15 protein-coding genes are annotated in these 21,361 nt (G+C 31.1%); 3 read left to right on the top strand and 12 right to left on the bottom strand.

Annotation, left to right across the window (positions count from 1 at the left end):
• Positions 1-186 precede the first annotated feature (186 nt).
• The 12 genes from AAC008_RS03955 to AAC008_RS03900 form a co-directional block, all read right to left on the bottom strand.
• The gene (locus tag AAC008_RS03955) at positions 187-867 is read right to left on the bottom strand and encodes a glycerophosphodiester phosphodiesterase family protein (RefSeq protein WP_339887547.1); all 681 of its coding nucleotides are present in this window, start codon (positions 865-867) and stop codon (positions 187-189) included.
• A 1-nt stretch (position 868) separates the two neighbouring features.
• Positions 869-1,855: a phosphatase PAP2 family protein gene (locus tag AAC008_RS03950; protein ID WP_339887545.1), complete on the bottom strand. Its 987-nt coding sequence runs from the start codon at positions 1,853-1,855 to the stop codon at positions 869-871.
• A 72-nt stretch (positions 1,856-1,927) separates the two neighbouring features.
• Positions 1,928-2,671 (bottom strand): phosphatase PAP2 family protein, encoded by a 744-nt coding sequence (locus tag AAC008_RS03945; RefSeq protein WP_339887544.1) that lies wholly within the window; start codon positions 2,669-2,671, stop codon positions 1,928-1,930.
• A complete protein-coding gene (locus tag AAC008_RS03940; protein ID WP_339887543.1) occupies positions 2,658-3,371 on the bottom strand; it encodes a hypothetical protein in 714 nt (237 codons plus the stop codon). Before AAC008_RS03940 ends, AAC008_RS03945 begins: the two co-directional genes overlap by 14 nt.
• Positions 3,372-3,374: 3 nt before the next feature.
• Positions 3,375-4,124: a hypothetical protein gene (locus AAC008_RS03935; protein WP_339887541.1), complete on the bottom strand. Its 750-nt coding sequence runs from the start codon at positions 4,122-4,124 to the stop codon at positions 3,375-3,377.
• Positions 4,125-4,308: 184 nt separating this feature from the next.
• A complete protein-coding gene (locus AAC008_RS03930) occupies positions 4,309-5,751 on the bottom strand; it encodes an alpha-amylase family glycosyl hydrolase (RefSeq protein WP_339887539.1) in 1,443 nt (480 codons plus the stop codon).
• Positions 5,752-5,758: 7 nt separating this feature from the next.
• Positions 5,759-7,594: a glycoside hydrolase family 13 protein gene (locus AAC008_RS03925; protein WP_339887538.1), complete on the bottom strand. Its 1,836-nt coding sequence runs from the start codon at positions 7,592-7,594 to the stop codon at positions 5,759-5,761.
• A gap of 50 nt (positions 7,595-7,644) precedes the next feature.
• Entirely contained in the window at positions 7,645-9,756 is a 2,112-nt protein-coding gene (locus tag AAC008_RS03920; RefSeq protein WP_339887536.1) for a glycoside hydrolase family 97 protein, read from the bottom strand.
• Between the two features lie 4 nt (positions 9,757-9,760).
• Entirely contained in the window at positions 9,761-12,055 is a 2,295-nt protein-coding gene (locus AAC008_RS03915; RefSeq protein ID WP_339887535.1) for a glycoside hydrolase family 65 protein, read from the bottom strand.
• A gap of 60 nt (positions 12,056-12,115) precedes the next feature.
• Positions 12,116-12,781 (bottom strand): beta-phosphoglucomutase, encoded by a 666-nt coding sequence (gene pgmB / locus AAC008_RS03910; protein WP_339887534.1) that lies wholly within the window; start codon positions 12,779-12,781, stop codon positions 12,116-12,118.
• A gap of 10 nt (positions 12,782-12,791) precedes the next feature.
• On the bottom strand, positions 12,792-14,198 hold the full coding sequence (locus tag AAC008_RS03905; RefSeq protein WP_339887533.1) for an MFS transporter: 1,407 nt from the start codon (positions 14,196-14,198) through the stop codon (positions 12,792-12,794).
• Positions 14,199-14,406: 208 nt separating this feature from the next.
• The gene (locus AAC008_RS03900; protein ID WP_339887532.1) at positions 14,407-15,426 is read right to left on the bottom strand and encodes a LacI family DNA-binding transcriptional regulator; all 1,020 of its coding nucleotides are present in this window, start codon (positions 15,424-15,426) and stop codon (positions 14,407-14,409) included.
• Between the two features lie 227 nt (positions 15,427-15,653).
• Between AAC008_RS03900 and AAC008_RS03895 the strand changes: the two genes are divergently transcribed.
• The 3 genes from AAC008_RS03895 to AAC008_RS03885 are packed head-to-tail and all read left to right on the top strand — an operon-like array spanning position 15,654 to position 21,339.
• Positions 15,654-18,572, top strand: a complete 2,919-nt coding sequence (locus AAC008_RS03895; protein ID WP_339887531.1) for a TonB-dependent receptor — start codon at positions 15,654-15,656, stop codon at positions 18,570-18,572.
• 5 nt (positions 18,573-18,577) lie between these two features.
• A complete protein-coding gene (locus tag AAC008_RS03890) occupies positions 18,578-20,188 on the top strand; it encodes a RagB/SusD family nutrient uptake outer membrane protein (protein ID WP_339887530.1) in 1,611 nt (536 codons plus the stop codon).
• Positions 20,189-20,205: 17 nt separating this feature from the next.
• Positions 20,206-21,339 (top strand): SusE domain-containing protein, encoded by a 1,134-nt coding sequence (locus AAC008_RS03885; protein WP_339887528.1) that lies wholly within the window; start codon positions 20,206-20,208, stop codon positions 21,337-21,339.
• The last annotated feature ends 22 nt before the right edge of the window (positions 21,340-21,361 follow it).

Genomic DNA, 21,361 nt, shown 5'->3' with positions numbered 1-21,361 from the left:
TTTTTTTTGCAAATATCGTGATTTATAAACGAATTATGCGCTGGATAGTAATGAAAAGCCCGTAAAGAACAAAAACCAATAGAACTTGACTTGGAAAAGCGACCAAAGGAAGCTCTTTGCAAGGCTTAGTTATATGATTTTTGTTCTGCGGACTTGTAATGTATAGCCAGATGAAGCTCTAAAAAACTAAAGACAAGCATGAATTCTGTCTGGAAAATTGCAAAACATTCCGTCTACACCAAAATATATTGCTTCTTTAATATCTATTATTTCGTTTACTGTGTAGGTATAAACTAGAAATCCATTTTTATGAATTTCTTCTACTTCATGCTTTGTTAAAGTGTAAAACCATGGGTTTATTGCAATAGCTTTTAGTTTTTTTGCCAAAGGAATTGCAATCAAGTGATTCTGTTGAGATAAAAGTGCAATAGGAATTTTAGAATTTATTTTTCGCATTAGTTCTAATTCATTCCATTGAAAACTTGAAATTAGAAAATGATGGTTTGGGTAATTCTCCAAAATTTTATGAGTTGGCAAAGCAGTATTTTCTCCTTTTAACTCGATATTTATAGGAACCCTTTTATTGATAAATTCAATTACCTCGATTAGTGTTGGAATTTGATGATTGCCAATTAAATTGATATTTTTTACTTCTTCTAAAGTTAAATCTTCGATGTTTTCTAAGGAAGAAGCTAAACGTTTTAGGGTTTTATCATGAAAAACTACTAACTCACCAGTTTTGATAAGATATACATCAATTTCTATCATATCTACAAATAAGTCTAATGCTTTTTGAAAAGACAACAATGTGTTTTCGGTTTCGTATCCCATTGCTCCGCGATGTCCTATAATTAATGGTTTTTTCATATTAAAATGTCATAGCAACTCCAACTACACTAAATTGATTTGTCTTTTTAAAAGAATAATCAAATTTATAAGTAGTTTTATTTTCTAGATTATTTTTATTAACTTCTTTAATAATTCTTCTATTGGCAACGGTTTTTCCCATAACATATCCAATTAAAACTGCAATTGGATAATCGGATGTCCAATGTACTTTACCACTGACCATATTGAATGCTAAAATACCACCTAAAGTATAGCCAACAGGTTTTATCCATTTTATTTCTGGATAATTTGTAGATATTACGGTAACTGTTGCAACATAAGTAGCTAAATGACCAGAAGGCATTGCATCATAATCTGGAGTGTTTTTTTGAAAAGCATTAAAGCTTGGGAATGGTTTCCAATCACCTCCATCATTTCCATCTCTAATGGCTGCATTTGGACTTTGCCTGCCTGTTATTCTTTTAATTGTTTGAGTTGTTACTCCAACAGATAATAAAACTTCAATTAATTCATTTGAAGTATTTAATGCTCTATAATCGTCTTTTCCTATTTTTCCAATGGCGTAAAACATTCCACTTAGAAGCATCGTTGTTCCACCATTTCCAACATAATAAACGCCAGAAGGTATGTTTTTAGGAATAATTCTCAATACTCCAAAAACTTTATGATATTGTGCATCTTCATCCCAACTACCTAATTTTTCACCAAAAGCACCTGCATCATCTAATATTTTTTGATCGTAAGGTAAAAGAACTAATGTTGACCCTAATACCAATGCATCATATTTTAGATTTTCTTTTTGAACTGTAAATCTTCCTAATTGATACAAATCATCTGGAATGTATTTAAACATTTGCCATGTGGTTGGCTTTTTATAACCATAAGTTACCTCATCGTTAATTCTAAATTTTTGGATTTCAACAGAAGTGGTGTCTGATTGTTGTGCCGAAAGTTGACAAACAAACAATATAAAGAACATTTGAAATAAAGTTGTTAATTTATCCATATATTAAATTAATAGTTAAAAATACAAATTAAAACTTATAATTATATCCTATTTATGAACTAGCTTTCATTTTTAAAATTGAATTGTACATGATAAACCCGCTTGTTTTCCATTATAAAAAGGTATCGCTAAAGCCGTTTTATTTTTTGCTTTGAATATTTTTTCATTAATAACTGGAAACAACCAATAAGCTGCTTTTGTGCTTAAAATTCCGATTCCTGCTCCCATTGCAACATCAGTAAGCCAATGTTTATTGTTATACATTCTAAAAGCTCCTGTTCCTGCTGCAACAACATATCCAGAAACTCCATACCAAACCGATTTGTCTTTATATTCTTGCCACATAAATTCGGCTCCAACAAATGCAGTTGCAGTATGTCCTGAAGGAAATGAATCAAAATTACTTCCATCTGGTCGCTCTACTTTAGTTAAGTGTTTTAAACTTGTTACCGTAGTTGCCATAATTAAATAAGAAGTCCCTAGAATAATAGTTCTGTCTTTAATATTGTTTTTTCCTTGAATTCCTGCTAAATTTAGTCCATAAACTGCTGCGGCTGGTGCATATTGAGAGAAATCATCAATAGATGTTTTTTTATCAATATCATCAATAACTTCTTCTCTAATGTTTGTGTTATAAAGTTTTATTTGATCACTTTCTATGCCTATAATAGCATAAGTCATTAAGGCACTTGGAATTATTAATTGCTTAAAATTAAATTTATTGTCTTTATTAATTTCTGTACTATCAATTGATTGTTGAGCAAAAGATAATTGTAAGCCTAAAAGACAAATTATGTATAATTTATATTTGTTCATTGCTTTGTTTATTAGTAAAATAGGTGATTGAAAATAATGCAATAAGAAAAATACTTGTATATACATTTCCTAAATCTAATCCTTGTGGTTTTGAAATGTAATTTCCGAATGTTGCTCCTATTGGATGAATTAATATAATTGTAATCCAGTAGAAAACTTCTTTTGAAATCTTTTTAAGAAATAAAAGCACAACAAAAATAAGCAGTAGTATTACAAGTAAAATTGTTCCTCCTGCTGCACCTAATGAAGTATCGTTAGAGAGAAAATCTCCTGAAGTAGTTCCAAAGGTGCTTGAAAACAAAATAGCTAACCAATATAAAAACTCAACTTTCATCTCAGTAAAAGGATTTTTACTTTTAGACAAAAAATGAATTCCTATTAAAACAAGAAACAAAGTTGAAATTACTAGCAATGAGCCATAGATTGTTCCTAAATCTAATTGAATACAAATTAAATCAGCAACATTTGTTCCTGCAATATTTCCTACTATTATAAGAAACCAATATAATAAAAGCCTGTGTTTTTTGTTTTTAATTTCATAAATAATTAATGCAACGAACAATGAAACTAATATAATAGAACCAACTTTGTAACCTAATTCTAAATCTCGTGAAATATAATTGCCTACAATTTCTCCAGTTGTTGTTGCAATAATCATTAATAGCCAGTAGATAATATTGACTTGGGGTATATTTTTCATTTTTTAACTATGAGTTTTTTTTAATTGTTTATGAGAAAAATAAATCATGATTACCATAATAAATATAGAAACTAATGAGGCTTGCAACGTTCCTAAATCCAATCCTCCTTTTGCAATTGGTTTCGTTAAAAAGTCACCAAATGTTGCACCAAAAGGACGAGTAAAAACGAATGCTAACCAAAATAAAAATACTTCATTCAACTTGGTTAAATAATGTAATAAAACCACTATAATTATGATTAGAGCTGTTAACAATGCTCCTTGCAAATAACTCAACCCAATTACATCACCTAAATAATCCCCAAAAGCAGTTCCTAAACTATTAGAAAACAGTACAGCTATCCAAAAGAAAATTTCTTTTTTATTTTCAATGATTTGACTAACTTTTAGATTCTTATATTTATTATACCAAAAACATAATGTGATTATCAAGCCAAAAAACAAAAGTAAACTTCCGTAGGTATACCCTAAATGCAAACTTCTGTCGATAAAATCTGAGATTTCAGTTCCTAATGTTGTAGTAGCAATTATTAATAACCAAAAAATTATCGGTTTGTAATTTGTGGCCTTTAATTGAATAAATAGCAATGCTAAAAAAAAGATTCCAGTAATAACAATTCCAGTTGAATAACCTAAATTTAGTGTCATTGAAATAAAGTCACCCAAAGTTTCTCCAAGTGTTGTGGCCACAATTTTCATTAGCCAAAATAAAAGTGTTATTTCTGCTACTTTATTTATTGTTTTTGTTCCCATAATTTAAGCTTATTGCTATTCTTAAAAAGTATATTTATCACTCTTTAGAATACCAAAATTATGTTTATATTCGGGTGAAGTCCTTAAAATTGACTTAAGATTAAACTATGATTTGCTTAAAATAAAAAAGGGGCAATAAAAAAGCACCAACTTTAATTGGTGCTTTTTTTATTATAAGTGTAAATTATTCTGTTAATATATAATATTGCCAAGGTTTTAAAGGATAAATTTGTTTTTCATCTAGCCCAATAGTTTCACCCGTAACAACATCTTTAAAAGTTCCTTTTAATGGGATACTTACATCCACTGGTTTTGAAGATAAATTTGCCATATAAATTACTTTTTTACCTTCTTTTTCTCTTTCAAAAACTAATACTTGTTCGTCTTTCGAAGATTTTATTCTAGTATAAGTTGCTTTGTTTTTTCCACCATTTAAGGCAATGTTTGTATTTCTTAAAGTTCCTAATTTCGCTCTCAAGTCCCATTCTTTTCCTTTTGTTTTTGGAATAGAATCTTTTTCAAAGAATTTTAAACTGTGGTTTAATCCGTATTCATTTCCGTTATAAATTAATGGCATTCCTGGTGTTAAGTATGACAAAGCTGTCATTGCTTCTTCTGCTTTTCCTAATCTACTTTGAACAGTTCCACTCCAAGAATTCTCATCGTGATTGTCCACAAAACTCATAAGAATATCATTTGCTTCATATTTTTTAATATCTTCCAAAATAAAATTATCCCAGTCTTTTACGCTTTTTTTGCCTTGAGCAATGTCTTTCATTAAGTGATGACTTGTCCAGTTATAAGCCATATCGAATAAACCTTCTTTAAGCAATTCAGGTTCCCAAGCTTCGGCTAACATAAAAATGTTTTTCTCTTTTCGCAATGCTGGAATCGTTTCTTGCCAAAAATCTAAAGGTACATTACTTGCCACATCACAACGGAAACCATCAATGTTTTCGTTTTTAATCCAATGCATCATATCGGCAGTCATAGCTTTACGCAAATCTTTATTGTCGTAATTCAAATCAGCAACATCTGTCCAACCCCAAGATTTTCCTGTTTCTGGGTTGATTGGATCTATAATTTCTCCTTTTGCATTTTGAGTGTAATATTCAGGATGTTGTTTTATCCAAACATGATCCCAACCTGTGTGATTTGGCACCCAATCCAAAATAACATACATTCCGTTTTCGTGAGCTGTTTGAACCATTTTTCTGAAATCTTCAATTGTTCCAAATTCTGGATTTACTGCTTTGAAATCAGAAACTGCATAATAACTTCCTAAATATTTATGTTGCTCTTCTTTTGGCATTTCTGAAGCAAATTTGCTATCATCTCCACCAGTTGCTTTTCTTTTAGTTTCTGAAATAGGAAAAATAGGCATTACCCAAATAATTTTAACTCCTAATTCTTTTAATTTCGGAATGTCTTTTGTGAATTCGTTAAAAGTTCCTTCAGGTGAATATTGACGAATATTTACTTCATAAATCACTGCGTTTTCTTCGACTTCTGGAGAAAATTGAGCGATTTCTGAATTTACGTTTTCCGTTGTATTTGATTCTTTGTTTTCTTTTTTACAACTAATTAAAGTTGTCAAAAGTAATGCTGTTATAAGTATTTTTTTCATGCTATATTTATTTCAATTCTAGTATTAAACTTGATTTTCCTTCAATGGATACTTCATTTTTCAAATCGAAATTTTGATTGGACAAAACGTCTTTTCCTGAAGTATAATTTTTTAAATTTTCTTCAAAACGTAAAAGATTTAATTTCTGAACATCTTTTGAATTATTGACAATTACCATCACACTTTCTGAATCATTATAACGAAAATAAACATAAACATTGTTTTCTGGAATGTAGTGCGTTAGTTTTCCTGTGTGAATTACGGCTTTGTTTTTTCTCCAATTCAATAACTTTTTAGAGAAATCGAAATATTGTTTTTGAGAAGTTGTTCTACCTGAATTTGAAAAAGCATTGTTAGTATCTGCTTTCCATCCACCAGGAAAATCTTGACGAATGTCTGCATCACCTTTTCCTTTATCTCCAGCCATTCCAATTTCTGAACCATAATAAATCTGAGGAATTCCTCTCATGGTAGCGATTATCGTCATTGCTAATTGATACTTTGTAAAGTCATTTTTATAGATTTCATTAAAACGTCCTGTATCATGATTTTCAAGAAAAATTAATAAATTATTTGGATCTGCGTACAAAAAGTCATTTACAAAATTCTCGTAAAACTTAATCATTCCATCACTCCAAGATGGATTATCTTCATAAAAAACATTTCCAAAAACATCATGTAACGTAAAATCCATTACACTTGGTAAATAGGAATTATAACTTTGAATTTTAGCAATTGGACTGTCTTTTTGCCAATACGAAATTTGGGCTTGATCGTGCATCCAAACTTCTCCAACTATATTAAAATAAGGGTATTCATCCATAACAGCTTTGGTCCATTTTGCAATTCCATCTTTATCACAATACGAATATGTATCTACTCTGAAACCATCTAGATCAGCAAATTCAACCCACCAAATCGCATTTTGAATAAGATAATTTAACACCAAAGGATTAGTTTGATTTAAATCGGGCATACTTGGCACAAACCAACCATCCATACAATATTTTGCATCTCGTTTTGAACCATTAATATCATACTGAGTAGTCATGCGATAATTACTTTGTTTGTAACCAGGGAATTGATGAAACCAATCGTATGTTGGCATATCTTTAAACATCCAATGTTCTGCTCCCCAATGATTGGTTACGTAATCTTTGATTAATTTCATATCACGTTTGTGCATTTCAGAAGCTAATCGTTTGTAATCATCATTTGAACCGTAACGAGCATCTATTTGATATACATCAGATTGTCCGTATGTATGATACGAATACCCTTTATCGTTATCTTCACACATTGGTGTGCTCCAAATAGCTGTTGCTCCTAATTCGTTGATATAATCTAAATTATTTATGATTCCTTGCACATCACCACCGTGTCTTCCTCCAGGCAATTCTCTGTTTGCCTTTTCTTGTAATTTTGAAGAAGAATCGTTGGATTCATTTCCGTTGGCAAAACGATCAGGCATTAATAAATAAATAACATCTGAAGCATCAAACCCTTTTCTTAAAGCCGAATTTTCTCTACGTTTTTTGATTTCAAAATCTTTAGTAAATGATTTTTTACCGTTTTTGAATATGAATTTTAAAGTTTGAGCCGCGACGTTTTTGGTATCAATAGTTACGAAAAGGTAATTTGGATTTTCGGTTTTTGTCACATTTGTTATAACTACACTATTTGAAACTGAAACTGTATTTTCGGCAATATTTTTTCCGTAAAATAACACTTGAACTTCACTTTTATTCATGCCTTCATACCAAAATGGTGGTTCCATCTTGTCGATTTGGGCAAATGTGAAAGTTGTTATTAAAAGGAATAAAATTATTATTTGTTTTTTCATGATTAACTATTTTAGATGCTGAATCGAGTTCAACATGACAAAGGTGTAAATTATTTTACCTCAACAATACTAATTCCGTAACCACCAGCTGCAGCTGAAGTCATTTTTAATTTTGACTTACTAGTTACTTTTTGTTTTGTGATTTTATAAGCTTGTGGATTGGTTTTATAATCAGCATCTTTTGCATCAGCATAAATTGTTGCTTCGTATTTTTTTCCTTTTTCAAGGAAATCTAATTTTATGGTTGATGTTCTTGCATTGTTTCCGTTTGAATTTCCAACAAACCAATTGTTTGATTTTTTGTCTTTTCTAGCAATTGTGATGTAATAACCTGGTTCAGCTTCTAAATATTTTGATTCTGACCATTCAACTGGAACATCTTTAATGAATTGAAAAGCATCAAGAAAACGATTATAATTTTCTGGCAAATCTGCTGCCATTTGAAGTGGTGAATACATCACAACATATAATCCCAATTGATTGGCTAAAGTTGTGTTTACGTGCGAATTATTGTTTGGGTTTAATTTTGCAATATCCATTTCAAAAACTCCAGGTGTGTAATCCATTGGTCCACCCATTAATCTTGTAAATGGTAAAATGGTTGTGTGATTTGGTTTTGAACCTCCAAAAGCTTGAAATTCTGTTCCACGAGCTGATTCATTTCCAATTAAATTTGGATAAGTTCTCGCTATTCCTGTTGGACGAACTGCTTCGTGAGCATTGACCATGATTTTATAATCTGCTGCTTTTTCAAGGGCATATTGGTAATGATTGATAATCCATTGGCTGTAATGATGTTCTCCTCTTGGCAACATATTTCCAACGTAACCGCTTTTTACCGCATCATATCCGTTGTCTTTCATAAACTGATATGCTTTATCCATGTGACGTTCGTAGTTTCTTGCAGAACCTGAAGTTTCATGATGCATAATCATTTTAATTCCTTTTGATTTTGCGTAAGCGTGAATTTCTTGCACGTTAAAATCTGGATAAGGAGTTACAAAATCAAAAACATAATCTTTTGATTGACCAAACCAATCTTCCCAACCTTCATTCCAACCTTCCACTAAAACAGCATGAAATCCGTGAAGTGCCGCAAAATCTATGTATTCTTTTACATGTTTGTTATTGGCTGCGTGTGTTCCGTTTGGTTTTGCTTTTGAATAATCGGTTACACCTAATTGAATTGCTGGAAAATCATTTGTATAGGACCATGAACTTTTTCCGGTAATCATTTCCCACCAAACACCAATATATTTTACTGGTTTTATCCAAGAAGTATCTTCAATTTTACAAGGTTCGTTTAAGTTTAAAGTCATTCTTGAAGCTAAAATATCTTTAGCATCATTGCATATAACCATTGTTCTCCATGGAGAAACACAAGGTGCTTGCATGTACCCTTTATCTCCTTTTGCATCAGGAGTTAAGTGTGATTGAAAAACAAATGTTTTGTCATTCAAATCTAAACTCATGCACGAATAATTAATCAAAGCTGCTTCGTGAAGATTGATGTAAATTCCGTCTACAGTTTTCATCATTAAAGACGTTTGAACTCCAGTATCAGAAAATTGTTTTTGGGAAGCGTTATCAGTTACAGCTTTTTTGAATAAACCTCTAATTTCAGATAATTTGCTTTCAGTATAATCATATTCTTGCGTATCATAATCTCCTGGAATCCAAAAAGCAGTGTGATTTCCTGTCATTGCAAATTCAGTACGTTCTTCTTTTATGATAAAATATACTAGGTTTTTTTGTTGTGGAAATTCATATCTAAATCCTAAACCATCATTAAATAAACGAAAACGAATAATCATTTCTCTTTCTGTTTGGTTTTGTTTTAAACTGATTGCTAGTTCATTATAATGATTTTGAATTTGCAATTCTTCTCCCCAAACTGTGTTCCAAGTTTCATTGAAAGTTGAAGGTGTTGAACTAACAACTTTGAAATCATTCAACAATGATTTAGTATCGTTTTTTAATTCCAATCCTAACTTACTTGTTTTTACAACTTCCTTATTTAAATAGAAAAGTTGATACGTTGGCGTTCCATCATTTAATAAAGAAAATTTCATGGTGAAATTTCCGTTTGGTGATTTGAATTCTTGTGCGTTTCCAAAAATTGAAACTAGGATTGTGAAAATTAAAACTAAAAACTGCTTCATTGTATTATAATTTAACTAATTGTGATTTTCCGTTTACTAAAACTTCAATTTCTTGATTGCCTTCAATGCTTACTTTTGTTTCCTTGTGATTAACTTCAACTTTAACAATCGAACTTCTGAAATTCACTTTGAACGAATAAGCTTTCCATTCTTTAGGGATTTTTGGTTCAAAATGTAGCGCGTTATTTTTAACTCTCATTCCTCCAAAACCTTCTACAATACTCATCCAAGTCCCAGCCATTGATGTGATGTGTAAACCTTCATGAACCTCTTTATTATAATCATCTAAATCCAAACGTGATGTTCGTAAATAGAATGTATAAGCTTGTTCCATTCGACCTAAAACAGCAGCTTGAATGGAATGCACACAAGGAGAAAGTGAACTTTCATGAACAGTAAAAGGTTCGTAAAAATCGAAATGCTTTTCTAATTGTTCTTTGGTAAAATGATCTTCAAAAAAGTAAAAGCCTTGTAAAGTATCAGCTTGTTTTATATATGGTGAACGCAAAATTCTATCCCAAGACCATTTTTGATTTATCGGTCGTTGTGACTTATCTAAATTAGCAACCGTTATTAAATCTTTGTCTAAAAATCCGTCTTGTTGTAAAAATACCCCATGTTCTTCTGAATAAGGAAAATACATATTATCCGCTACTTTTTTCATTTCTGAAATTTCAGCAGCAGCTAGATTTACCTTATTTAAAATTCGAGTGTAATCTGATGGATATTCCTTTTCGATTTTTTGAATTTGTTCAATCGTATAATCGATACACCATTTAGCAATGTAATTTGTGTACCAATTGTTGTTTACGTTGTTTTCGTATTCATTTGGACCAGTCACACCCAAAATTACATATTGATTTTTAGCTGTTGAGAAATTAGCTCTTTGATGCCAAAAACGTGCAATTCCGATTAAAACTTCTAAACCTTTTTCTGGAATGTAAGAGTAATCTCCTGTATAACGATAATAGTTAAAAATTGCAAAAGCAATAGCACCATTTCTGTGAATTTCTTCATGTGTGATTTCCCATTCATTGTGACATTCTTCACCATTCATGGTAACCATTGGATATAAGGCAGCACCATTTTTGAATCCTAAATTATCTTTAGCATTTTCGATGGCTTTTTCCAGATGATTATATCTATATTCTAATAAATTCCTTGCTACTTTTTGATCTTTTGTAGCCATATAAAACGGAATACAATAGGCTTCTGTGTCCCAATAAGTTGAACCACCATATTTTTCACCAGTAAATCCTTTTGGTCCAATATTTAATCTAGAATCTTTTCCTAAATAGGTTTGATTTAAATGGAAAATATTGAAACGAATTCCTTGTTGTGCTTTGACATCACCATCAATGGTAATATCACTCATTTCCCAAATTTTTGCCCAAGCATCGATTTGATTTTGTAATAATTTTTCATAACCTAGTTCAAGACCTTTATCAATTATATCCTGAGAAGCTTTAACTAATTGTTGTTCGTCGTGATTTGTAGAAACTGTATAACCTCCTAATTTTTGAATAGCTATAGTTTGTCCTGTTGTTGCAGCAAATTCATAGGAGAATTGTGTTTTGGTTTCTGTTTTTTCAATGTTTGTAGGATTTACATCCGATATTTTTCCATTTACCACAAAGGTATTGTGCATAAACGTACAAGCAGAAAAATTAGTCTTCAAGGTTTTTGATATAATAAATCCTGAATTTTGTTTGTTTTTGATTTCTAAAATATCCCAAAATTTATCATCCCAATTGGTGTCTTCATTAGTGATTCCAGCATCAACATAAGGTTTGAAAACTATTTTCGCATCTTGGTTCAGCGCTTTTACTTCGTAATTAATTACACCTAATTCGTCTAAATCTAAAGATAAAAATCGCTTTACATTTACACCAACTTGCGTACCGTTTTGCAAAGTAGCTTCAAAAGAACGTGAATAAACACCTTCTTTCATATTTAATTCTCTTCTAAAGTTGTTCACTTCAGAACAAGTTGCCAGATCTAGATGTTCACCGTTGATTTCGATATCAATTCCGATCCAATTTGGAGCATTTAACACTTTGGCAAAGTATTGTGGATAACCATTTTTCCACCAACCTACTCGAGTTTTATCTGGATAATAAACTCCAGCAATATAACTTCCTTGAAATGTTTTACCTGAATATGATTCTTCAAAATTAGCACGTTGCCCCATCGCACCGTTACCAATACTGAATAAACTTTCAGATGATTTTACTCTACTTGCATCAAATCCTTCTTCAATGATGGACCAATTATCTGGTTTTATATAATCTTGGTTCATTCTATTTCTTTGTTTAATTGTTTATTTGTTTAACTGTTTAATTGATAAAACATTTAAATTTTAAACACATTTTTCATTTATTAAATTTTCTATAAAGCTTAAGTCTATAAAAGTAAAGTCGTTGAAGATGTAATCTGCTTCGTGAAGCACATTAGTTTCACCTATTCCAATACTTATCATATTGGCTAAATTTGCCGCTTGAATTCCAGCTACAGAATCTTCAAATACAATACAGTTTTCAGCTATATCATTTACTTTTTTTGCTCCTTGAAGAAATACTTCAGGATCTGGTTTTGCATTGGACACATCATTCCCATCTACAATAGCATCGAAATAGTGCATAATTTTTGCTTTTTCTAGAATTGGTTTTGCATTTTTACTAGCAGAACCTAATACTATATTTTGTTTGTGTTGTTTTAAATACTCTAGCACTTGCATAACACCTGGAAGAATTTCACTTTCGTCCATTTCTTCTATATATGTAAGATATTCTGTGTTTTTTTGAAGTAGCCACTCATTTTTTTGGGTTTGAGTAGCTTCAATATTTCCTAAAGCTAAAATTAGATCTAATGATCTTACACGACTAACTCCTTTAAGTTGTTCGTTGTGTTCTGGTGTAAATTCGATTCCTATTTGAGCCGCTAATCGTTGCCAAGCCAAAAAATGATATTTTGCTGTGTCAACAATTACTCCGTCAAGGTCGAATATGAATGTTTTTTTACTCATTGTTTAATTTTTAACCTGAAATTGCGTTTTTGTCTGTGATAAATAAATTGCAAAATCCTGCAATAATTAATGAAATTCCAGCCAACAGCATAGCATTTATGTGTTCGCTCCCAATTAATTTATATAAAAAGTTTATCCCTCCAAGTGCAGCAATAATTTGTGGGACAACAATAAACATATTGAACAATCCCATCATCATTCCCATTTTTTTAGGATTTACTGAACTTGACAACATGGCATAAGGCATTGAAAGAATACTTCCCCAAGAAAAACCTATTAGTATAAAAGAATATAGTAAGGTTGATGGCGTTGCATAAAACATATAAATAAATCCTAAACCTCCTAAAATTAGTGAAGCCATATGAATAAATTTTCTATTAATTTTGTTTTTCATAGTGTAAAAAGACAATAACAATGCAAAAGCCATTGAAGAAAGTCCGTAAACACCTGTTGAAGAACCAACTAAGTCGGCTGCATCATTATAAACTTTATCTTTTCCCTTATATTCTATTTCTTTTTCTGAATTTAAGAAAAGAGGTTCTTTTTTTTCGTCTTTTATAACTTCTCCATCCAAATTTAATTCTGCATATTCTTTAATATCCGGCTTTGGTGCATTATAGACATGTTCTGTTAAAGCAGGCATAGATAAGCTCCACATCGTAAAAAAGGCAAACCAACTGAAAAATTGAATTAAACCTAATTTCTTCATAGTTGAAGGCATATCTTTTAAACTTGCCAATAAATCTGGAATAAATCTAGCCTCTTTTTTTTCCGAAAGAAATTCTTCTAAATTTTCTGGTGGATCTTCTTTTGTAGTTAATAGTGTATAGACGATACTTGTAACAAATACAAAAGCACCAATTGAAAATGCAACTACAACAGATTGTGGAATAACTCCCGCAGAAGCCTCATTTGAAACTCCTAATTTGTTTACTAACCAAGGTAAATTACTAGCAACCCATGTTCCAATTCCGATAATTAATGTTTGAACAACAAATCCATTTGAACGTTGTGATTCAGGAAGTTTATCAGCTACCAAAGCACGAAAAGGTTCCATGCTAATATTAATGGAAGAGTCTAAAACCCATAATAATCCTGCAGCAATCCATAATGCTGGGGAATGTGGCATGAAAAACAAAGTGATTGAAGCTAAAATGGCTCCGATAAGGAAATAAGGTTTTCTTCTTCCAAATCTTGGGCTCCACGTATTATCAGATAAATATCCTATTATAGGCTGAACTACAAGCCCTGTTAAAGGTGCAGCAATCCATAAACCTGGAATATCATCTACTTCGGCACCAAGAGTTTGAAAAATTCGAGACATGAATCCACCTTGTAAGGCAAATCCAAATTGTATTCCTAGAAACCCGAAACTCATGTTCCAGATTTGCCAAAAATTTAACTTACGCTTCTCCATTATCGTATTTTATTGATTAATAAAACGATAAGCGTTTTTTAATTGCTTATCAAAACTTAATTTTATTTTCGAAGTAAAGTTATAAGCTTTGATGTCACAAATATATATTTTATTTTAATTGAAAAAACATTTTAATGAGATTTAACAAATCCATTTTGCATATAAAATATTTATATATAATTGAATAACAGTATTTTAAAAAACACTATCACGTTGTAGTAGATTCTCTTAAAACCAACTCTGTTTCAATTATTTCTGTTGTGTAAAGCTCATCTTCTTCTTCTTTTTCGAGTCTATCAATTAGCATTTTTGCGGCTTTTCTCCCCATCTTAATCCCGTTTTGACTTACTGTTGAAATACTTGGCGTTGAAAATTGAGAAATAATTCCATCTGTAAAACCAATAACCGAAAAATCATCCGGAACTTTTTTACCTTGCTTATTGGCTAATTTAATGGCTGTTACAGCAAAAAGCTCATTTACTGCAAACAAAGCATCAAATTCTTGATTTTTAATTAGTGATTCAATCTTATTAGAACAATTATCTATGTCTTCAATTTTTACTATTAAATCTTCATTTATTGGAATGCTGTTTTCTTTTAGCGCTTTTAAATAACCATCTGTTCTTAATTTACCAACACTAACATAATCTACCGTTGTTAGTAATGCTATTTTTTTAAATCCTCTAGAAATAAAAAATTGAATAGCATCATAAGCAGCTTGTTGATCATCAATTATAACTTTATCACAGAAAACATCATTGGTAACTCTATCAAACATTACAACAGGCATTCCTTGACTAATAATTTCTTGAATGTGATGAAAATCTTTTTTTTGTTGGGTCTCTTTCGAAAGTGATAAAATAAAACCATCTGTACTTCCATTGGCTAAAAGTTCCATATTAATTACTTCTTTATCGAATGACTCATCAGACAAACAAACAATTACATTATACCCATTTTCGTTAGCTACTTGTTCAATTCCGCTAATTACTGTTGCAAAAAAATGATGCACAATTTCGGGAATAATTATACCAATCGTTTTAGTTTTTTTGTTCTTTAAGCTTAAGGCTATGTTGTTTGGTTTATAGTTGTATAATTTTGCGAAAGCTTGGACTTTTTGCCTCGTGTCTTCACTAATTTCATGACTATCTTTCAATGATTTAGAAACCGTTGAAATAGAAACATCTAATTCTCTAGCTATTTGTTTTAAAGTGACTTTTTTTCTCATTATGCTCTTTGAGGACAATTAATATAACACTAAAAGTAGTTTATATTTTTCATATTCAAAATTTTAGTAAGGAATATTGCAGAAATTAATAAAGTTTTCAACACTATAACGTTTTCGTTGCTATGTAAATGGATTGTCGTTTTATTATCTCAGTATTTTACATAAATTTAACATTCGAAGTAAAGTTATTAAGCAATTTTTAACAAAAACTAACTTAAACAAATTGTATGAAGACAATACAAAAAAAACTATTCATTCTACTATTTATTTTGCCTTTAAGCATCTTTGCTCAAAGTACTTTAAAAGGTACTATCTTAGATAACTTAGGGCAAACTTTACCTGGTGTGAGTGTTGTAGTTAAAGGAACCACAAATGGTGTTGCAACAGATTTTGATGGTAATTTTACGCTAACAAATCTAAAAAAAGGAGATGTTGTTTCCTTTTCTTATGTAGGATTCACAACACAGGATTTAGTGTATAACAATCAAAAAGAAGTATCCATAACTATGTTAGAAGACGCTACACAATTAGCTGATGTAGTTGTAATAGGATATGGAACTGTTAAAAAGTCTGACGCTACAGGATCAGTTGCCACTGTTACTACAAAAGACTTTGTAAAAGGTCCTGTTGTTTCGGTTGACCAAATGATACAAGGTAAAGTTGCAGGTTTACAAATTACTAATGGAGGTGGCTCTCCTGGTGAAGGTTCTACTATTAGAATTAGAGGTGGCTCATCATTAAACGCAAATAATGACCCTTTAATTGTTATTGATGGATTACCAGTAGATGGTGGATCAAGTGGTGGAAGAAATTTCTTATCTACCATTAATCAAAATAATATTGAATCAGTAACCGTTTTAAAAGATGCATCAGCAACTGCAATTTATGGATCAAGAGCTTCAAATGGTGTAATTATCATAACTACAAAAAAAGGTAAAGCTGGTGAATTAAAAATAGAATATAACGGCAACTTTTCTTATAGTGAATTAGTAAAACAAGTTGATGTATTAAGTGCTGATCAATTTAGAAATTATGTTAATGCCAATGGCAACACAAGCCAACAAGCATTATTAGGGGCTTCAAACACAGATTGGCAAAATGAAATTTATCAAACCGCAATAGGAACTGACCATAATATTGCTTTATCTGGTGGAGTTGATAATGTAACTTACAGAGCATCTGCTGGATTCACTGATATGAATGGTATTTTAAAAAGAGATAATTTCCAAAGAACTTCATTAGGTCTTAGTTTAGTTGGAAAATTCTTCGACAATCATTTAAAAGTAGAAGTAAATAATAATACTGCTTCTATGAAAAACAATTACAGTAATAGAGGTGCTATTGGATCTGCTGTTTCTTATGACCCTACTCAAAATCCTTATAATGCTGATGGAACTTATTTTCAATGGTTCAATCCAAATGGAGAAATTAACACTTTAGCTGGTAGAAATCCTTTAGGTGAACTTTATCAAAATAATAATTTAGGAAATCAATTTAGAAGTGTTGGAAACATTCAAACTGAATATAAATTACACTTTTTCCCTGATTTAAAAGTAGTAGCTAATCTTGGTTATGATGAGATTTCTGGAAGAACTTATGGAAATACATCTCTTGATTATGCATATAATTCTGCTGGTAATTACTATGACAACAATGACACATTCAATAATAAATTAATGGATTTATTCTTTAATTATAATAAAGATATAAAATCAATTGATGCTGTTGTAGATTTTACTGCAGGTTATTCTTATCAAGATTTTAAATTTAAAAATGCAGGAGAAAATTATGAAGCCGCAAATAATATATTAAAAGTAAATGCCACTTCAAGAGGAAGAAGAAATTTACAATCATATTTTGCTAGAACAAATTTAAATTTTGCAAATAAATATTTACTTACGTTATCTTACAGAAGAGATGGGACTTCTCGTTTTACTGAAGAAAACAGATGGGGTAACTTCCCTGCAGCTGCTTTAGCTTGGAAATTAAACGAAGAAACGTTTATTAAAGATATAAGAAGTGTCTCTACATTAAAATTAAGATTAGGATGGGGAATTACAGGTCAACAAGATGTTGGAAACAACTATCCTTCTATTCCTTTATATCTAACTTCAGATGTTAATTCTCAATACCAATTTGGGAATCAATTTTACTCTACGGTAAGACCTCAACAATACAATAAAAATCTTAAATGGGAAGAAACTGAGACAAGAAACATCGGTCTTGATTTTGGCTTCTTAAAAGATAGAATAAGTGGTTCTGTAGACATCTATGAAAAAAGAACTAAAGATTTAATTGCCTTTGTTCAAAATCCAGCTTTCTTTGGGTTTTCAAATGCTGATAATTACAATATAGGTAAAATGAATAATAAAGGAATTGAAATTTCAGCAGCAGTTATTCCTATAAGAACTGATACTTTTAATTGGACAATTGGAGGAAATATTACATTACAAAACTCTGAAGTTGATGATTTATTTTTAGATCCTAAGTTTTTCAATGGTGTAGCTACAGGTGGATATTCTGGTGGCGTAGGAAACACAATACAAAATCATCAAGTAGGCTATGCACCTAGCTCTTTCTACGTATACGAACAAGCTTATAATGCTAATGGACAACCAATTGACGGTGTTTTTATTGACAGAAATAATGATGGCTCAGTAAACGAACAAGATAAATATAGATACAAAAAACCTGCATCAGATGTATTCTATGGCTTTTTTACCAATTTAAGTTATAAAAATTGGGACATGTCAATGTCTTGGAGAGGAAGTTGGGGTAATTACAATTACAACAATGTAGACTCTCAATATGGCTGGAGTAATCAGGTTTTAATTAGAGATACGGATTTAGGAAATGGAGTAACTAATTTATTAGAAACTAATTTTACTTCTGCTGATTCAAAAAGATACGAATCAGATTATTATATTCAAGATGCTTCTTTTGTCAGATTAGACAATGTTACAATAGGATATAATTTTACTAATTTCTTAAATACTAAAGCAAATGCAAAACTTTCTTTAGGAGGTCAGAATTTATTATTATTTACTAATTATAAAGGTATAGATCCTGAAATATCCGGCGGTATAGATAATAACTTATATCCAAGACCAAGAATGTATACATTAGGATTAAATGTTAATTTTTAAAAAAAATGAAAATGAAAAGAACAAAAATAAAACTACTTAGTATTGCTGCTTTTTTCTTGATTATATTAGGTACTTCTTGTACAGATGATTTGAATCAAGTTCCTGAAAGTAGTAATCAACAAAGTGACGAAGAATTATTTAGTAATCCAGATTCTTATAAACAGTTTTTAGCAAAATTGTATGCTGGATTAGCTACAACTGGACAAGAAGGACCTGCAGGAGCAGCAGACATTTCTGGTATCGACGAAGGTTTTAGTCAATATTTAAGAGGATATTGGCAAATGCAAGAATTAACAACTGATGAAGCTATTATTGCGTGGAATGATCAAACAATTAAAGATTTTCATAATCATTCTTGGACATCTTTAGATGTGTTCATCAATGCTACCTTTAACAGATTAGCGTTTCAAGTTAATGCTTGTAATGAGTTTCTAAGACAAACTACCGATGAAAAATTAGATAGTAGAGGAGTTACAGGTGCTTTAAGAGATGAAATTAAAACTTTTAGAGCGGAAGCAAGATTCTTAAGAGCATATAGCTATTGGAATTTAGTTGATTTATTTGGTGGGGCTTCAATAGAAACCGAAGAATCATCAACAGAATATCATGTCCCAACTTATGCTTCAAGAGCAGAAATTTTTCAGTATGTTGAAACTGAACTTGCAGATTTGGTAAATGATTTAAAAACACCTAATTCAAACGAAAAATACAGAGTTGATAAAGCTGCAGCTTGGATGTTACATGCTAAACTTTTAATGAATGCACAAGTTTATATTGGAACTGATAGATATGTAGACGCAAAAGCATTAGTAAGTAAAGTTATTAATGAAACAACTTACTCTACTCACTCTAATTACGAACAATTATTTTTCGCAGATAATGACCTAAATGGTGCAGAAAAAGAATTTATATTCTCAATTGCTTTTGATGGAATCAACACAAAAACTTTTGGAGGAACTACCTATTTAACTCATGCCCCTGTTGGAGGAAGTATGCCAGCAGCATCTTTTGGTATAAACGGTGGATGGGCAGGAATTAGAACAACTTCTGCTTTTGTAAATAAATTCCCGAGTTCTGGAAATGATGTTAGAGGAAATTTCTACACAACTGGACAAACTCTTGAAATTGCAAGTGTTGGTACTTTTACTGATGGTTATGCAATTCAAAAATTTAGAAATATTGATGTAAATGGAAATCCTGGTTCTGATGCTTCTGGCGATTTTGTTGACATTGATTTTCCAGTATTCAGATTAGCAGATGCTTATTTAATGTTAGCTGAATGTGAACTTAGAACTGGTGGAAGTGTTTCGCAAGCAACAGTTGATAATATAAACGACTTAAGAGTTAGAGCTTATGGTGACACTAGTGGAAATATATCAGCAGGTCAAATAAATTTAAATTTTATTTTAGACGAAAGAGCACGAGAGTTACATTGGGAAGGTCATAGAAGAACTGATTTAATTCGTTTTGGAAAATTTACAGGAAGTTCATATATATGGCCTTGGAAAGGTGGTGTAGCTACTGGCGCACCAACTTCAGCTTTTAGAAATTTATTTCCAATACCTTCTTCAGCTTTATCTACAAATCCTAACTTACAACAAAACCCTGGTTATTAATAAAAAATTATATAAAAATGAAAAATATAACAAAAACAATTTTTGCTTTTTTAGCAGTTTTAACAATTGCTTGTACTACAGATGACGTACAAGACAGACCAGTAATTGAGGGTATTGACGCACCTCAAATTACAGCACCAGAAAGTGGTGCAATATATGTTTTATCTCCAGGAAATGAAAGCTTACAAGCAGATAGATTTGTTTGGACTAAAGCAAATTATAATGGAGATGTAGTTATTAACTACACATTAGAAATTGATAATTCTGGTGGCGATTTTTCTGCTCCACAAACTTTAGGTGGTACAGTTGGTGATCTACAGTTGTCAGTTGATGAAGGTACTTTAAACCTAGCTTGTTTAAATTTGGGTGCAACTCCATTTGTTGCCAACAATTTTGATGTACGTATTGTTGCTGATGCAAATGGCTTTTCACCAATGGCTTCAAATGTAATTTCTATTACAGTTACTCCATCTGGTTGTTTAGGTCAGTATGCTGTAGGTGCTGGAATCCCATCTGCTGGATGGGGATGGGATTCTCCTTTAACTCTTAATTGCAACAATAATGTTCTAACAGCTAAAACTGATTTAATTAATGATACTTTTAGATTTTTTACAACTGAAGGAGATTGGAGCTCAGGAAGAAATTTCCCTTATTATCAAGATTTAGGATATGTTTTTTCATCTGTTTTAATAAATGCAGGAGATGGAGATAATAATTTTATGTTTACTGGAACTCCTAATTCTTATCGATTAAAAATTGATGAAAATAAAAAAACAATAACTGTTGCTAGAAGTACGGTAAGTTCAGGTTTCGAACCAACATCAACATGGTTAGTTGGAGCTGCAACTCCAGGAGGTTGGTCGTGGTCTGATGACAATGAAACGGAATTTCCTTTAATTTCAGACAATGTCTATGAAGTACCAGTAATACTTACTTCTGGAGAATCTTTCAGAGTCTTTTTAGGAAATGATGGTGGTGATAGTTGGGGATTAGGTGACAGAAATTATCCTTGGTATGTTAACCAAGGGTACACAATAAGCACTGAACTTGAAAATGCTTTAGATGGAGATAGTAACTTTAGATATACTGGACCTACTGGTATGAGATTATTAAAAATTGATGCAACAGCAAAAACAATTACCTTAAATTAATTGTTTAAATTTTAATTCAAAT

Source organism: uncultured Flavobacterium sp. (assembly GCF_963975515.1).
Lineage (GTDB): Bacteria > Bacteroidota > Bacteroidia > Flavobacteriales > Flavobacteriaceae > Flavobacterium.
This window is presented reverse-complemented; position numbering and strand designations above follow the sequence as displayed.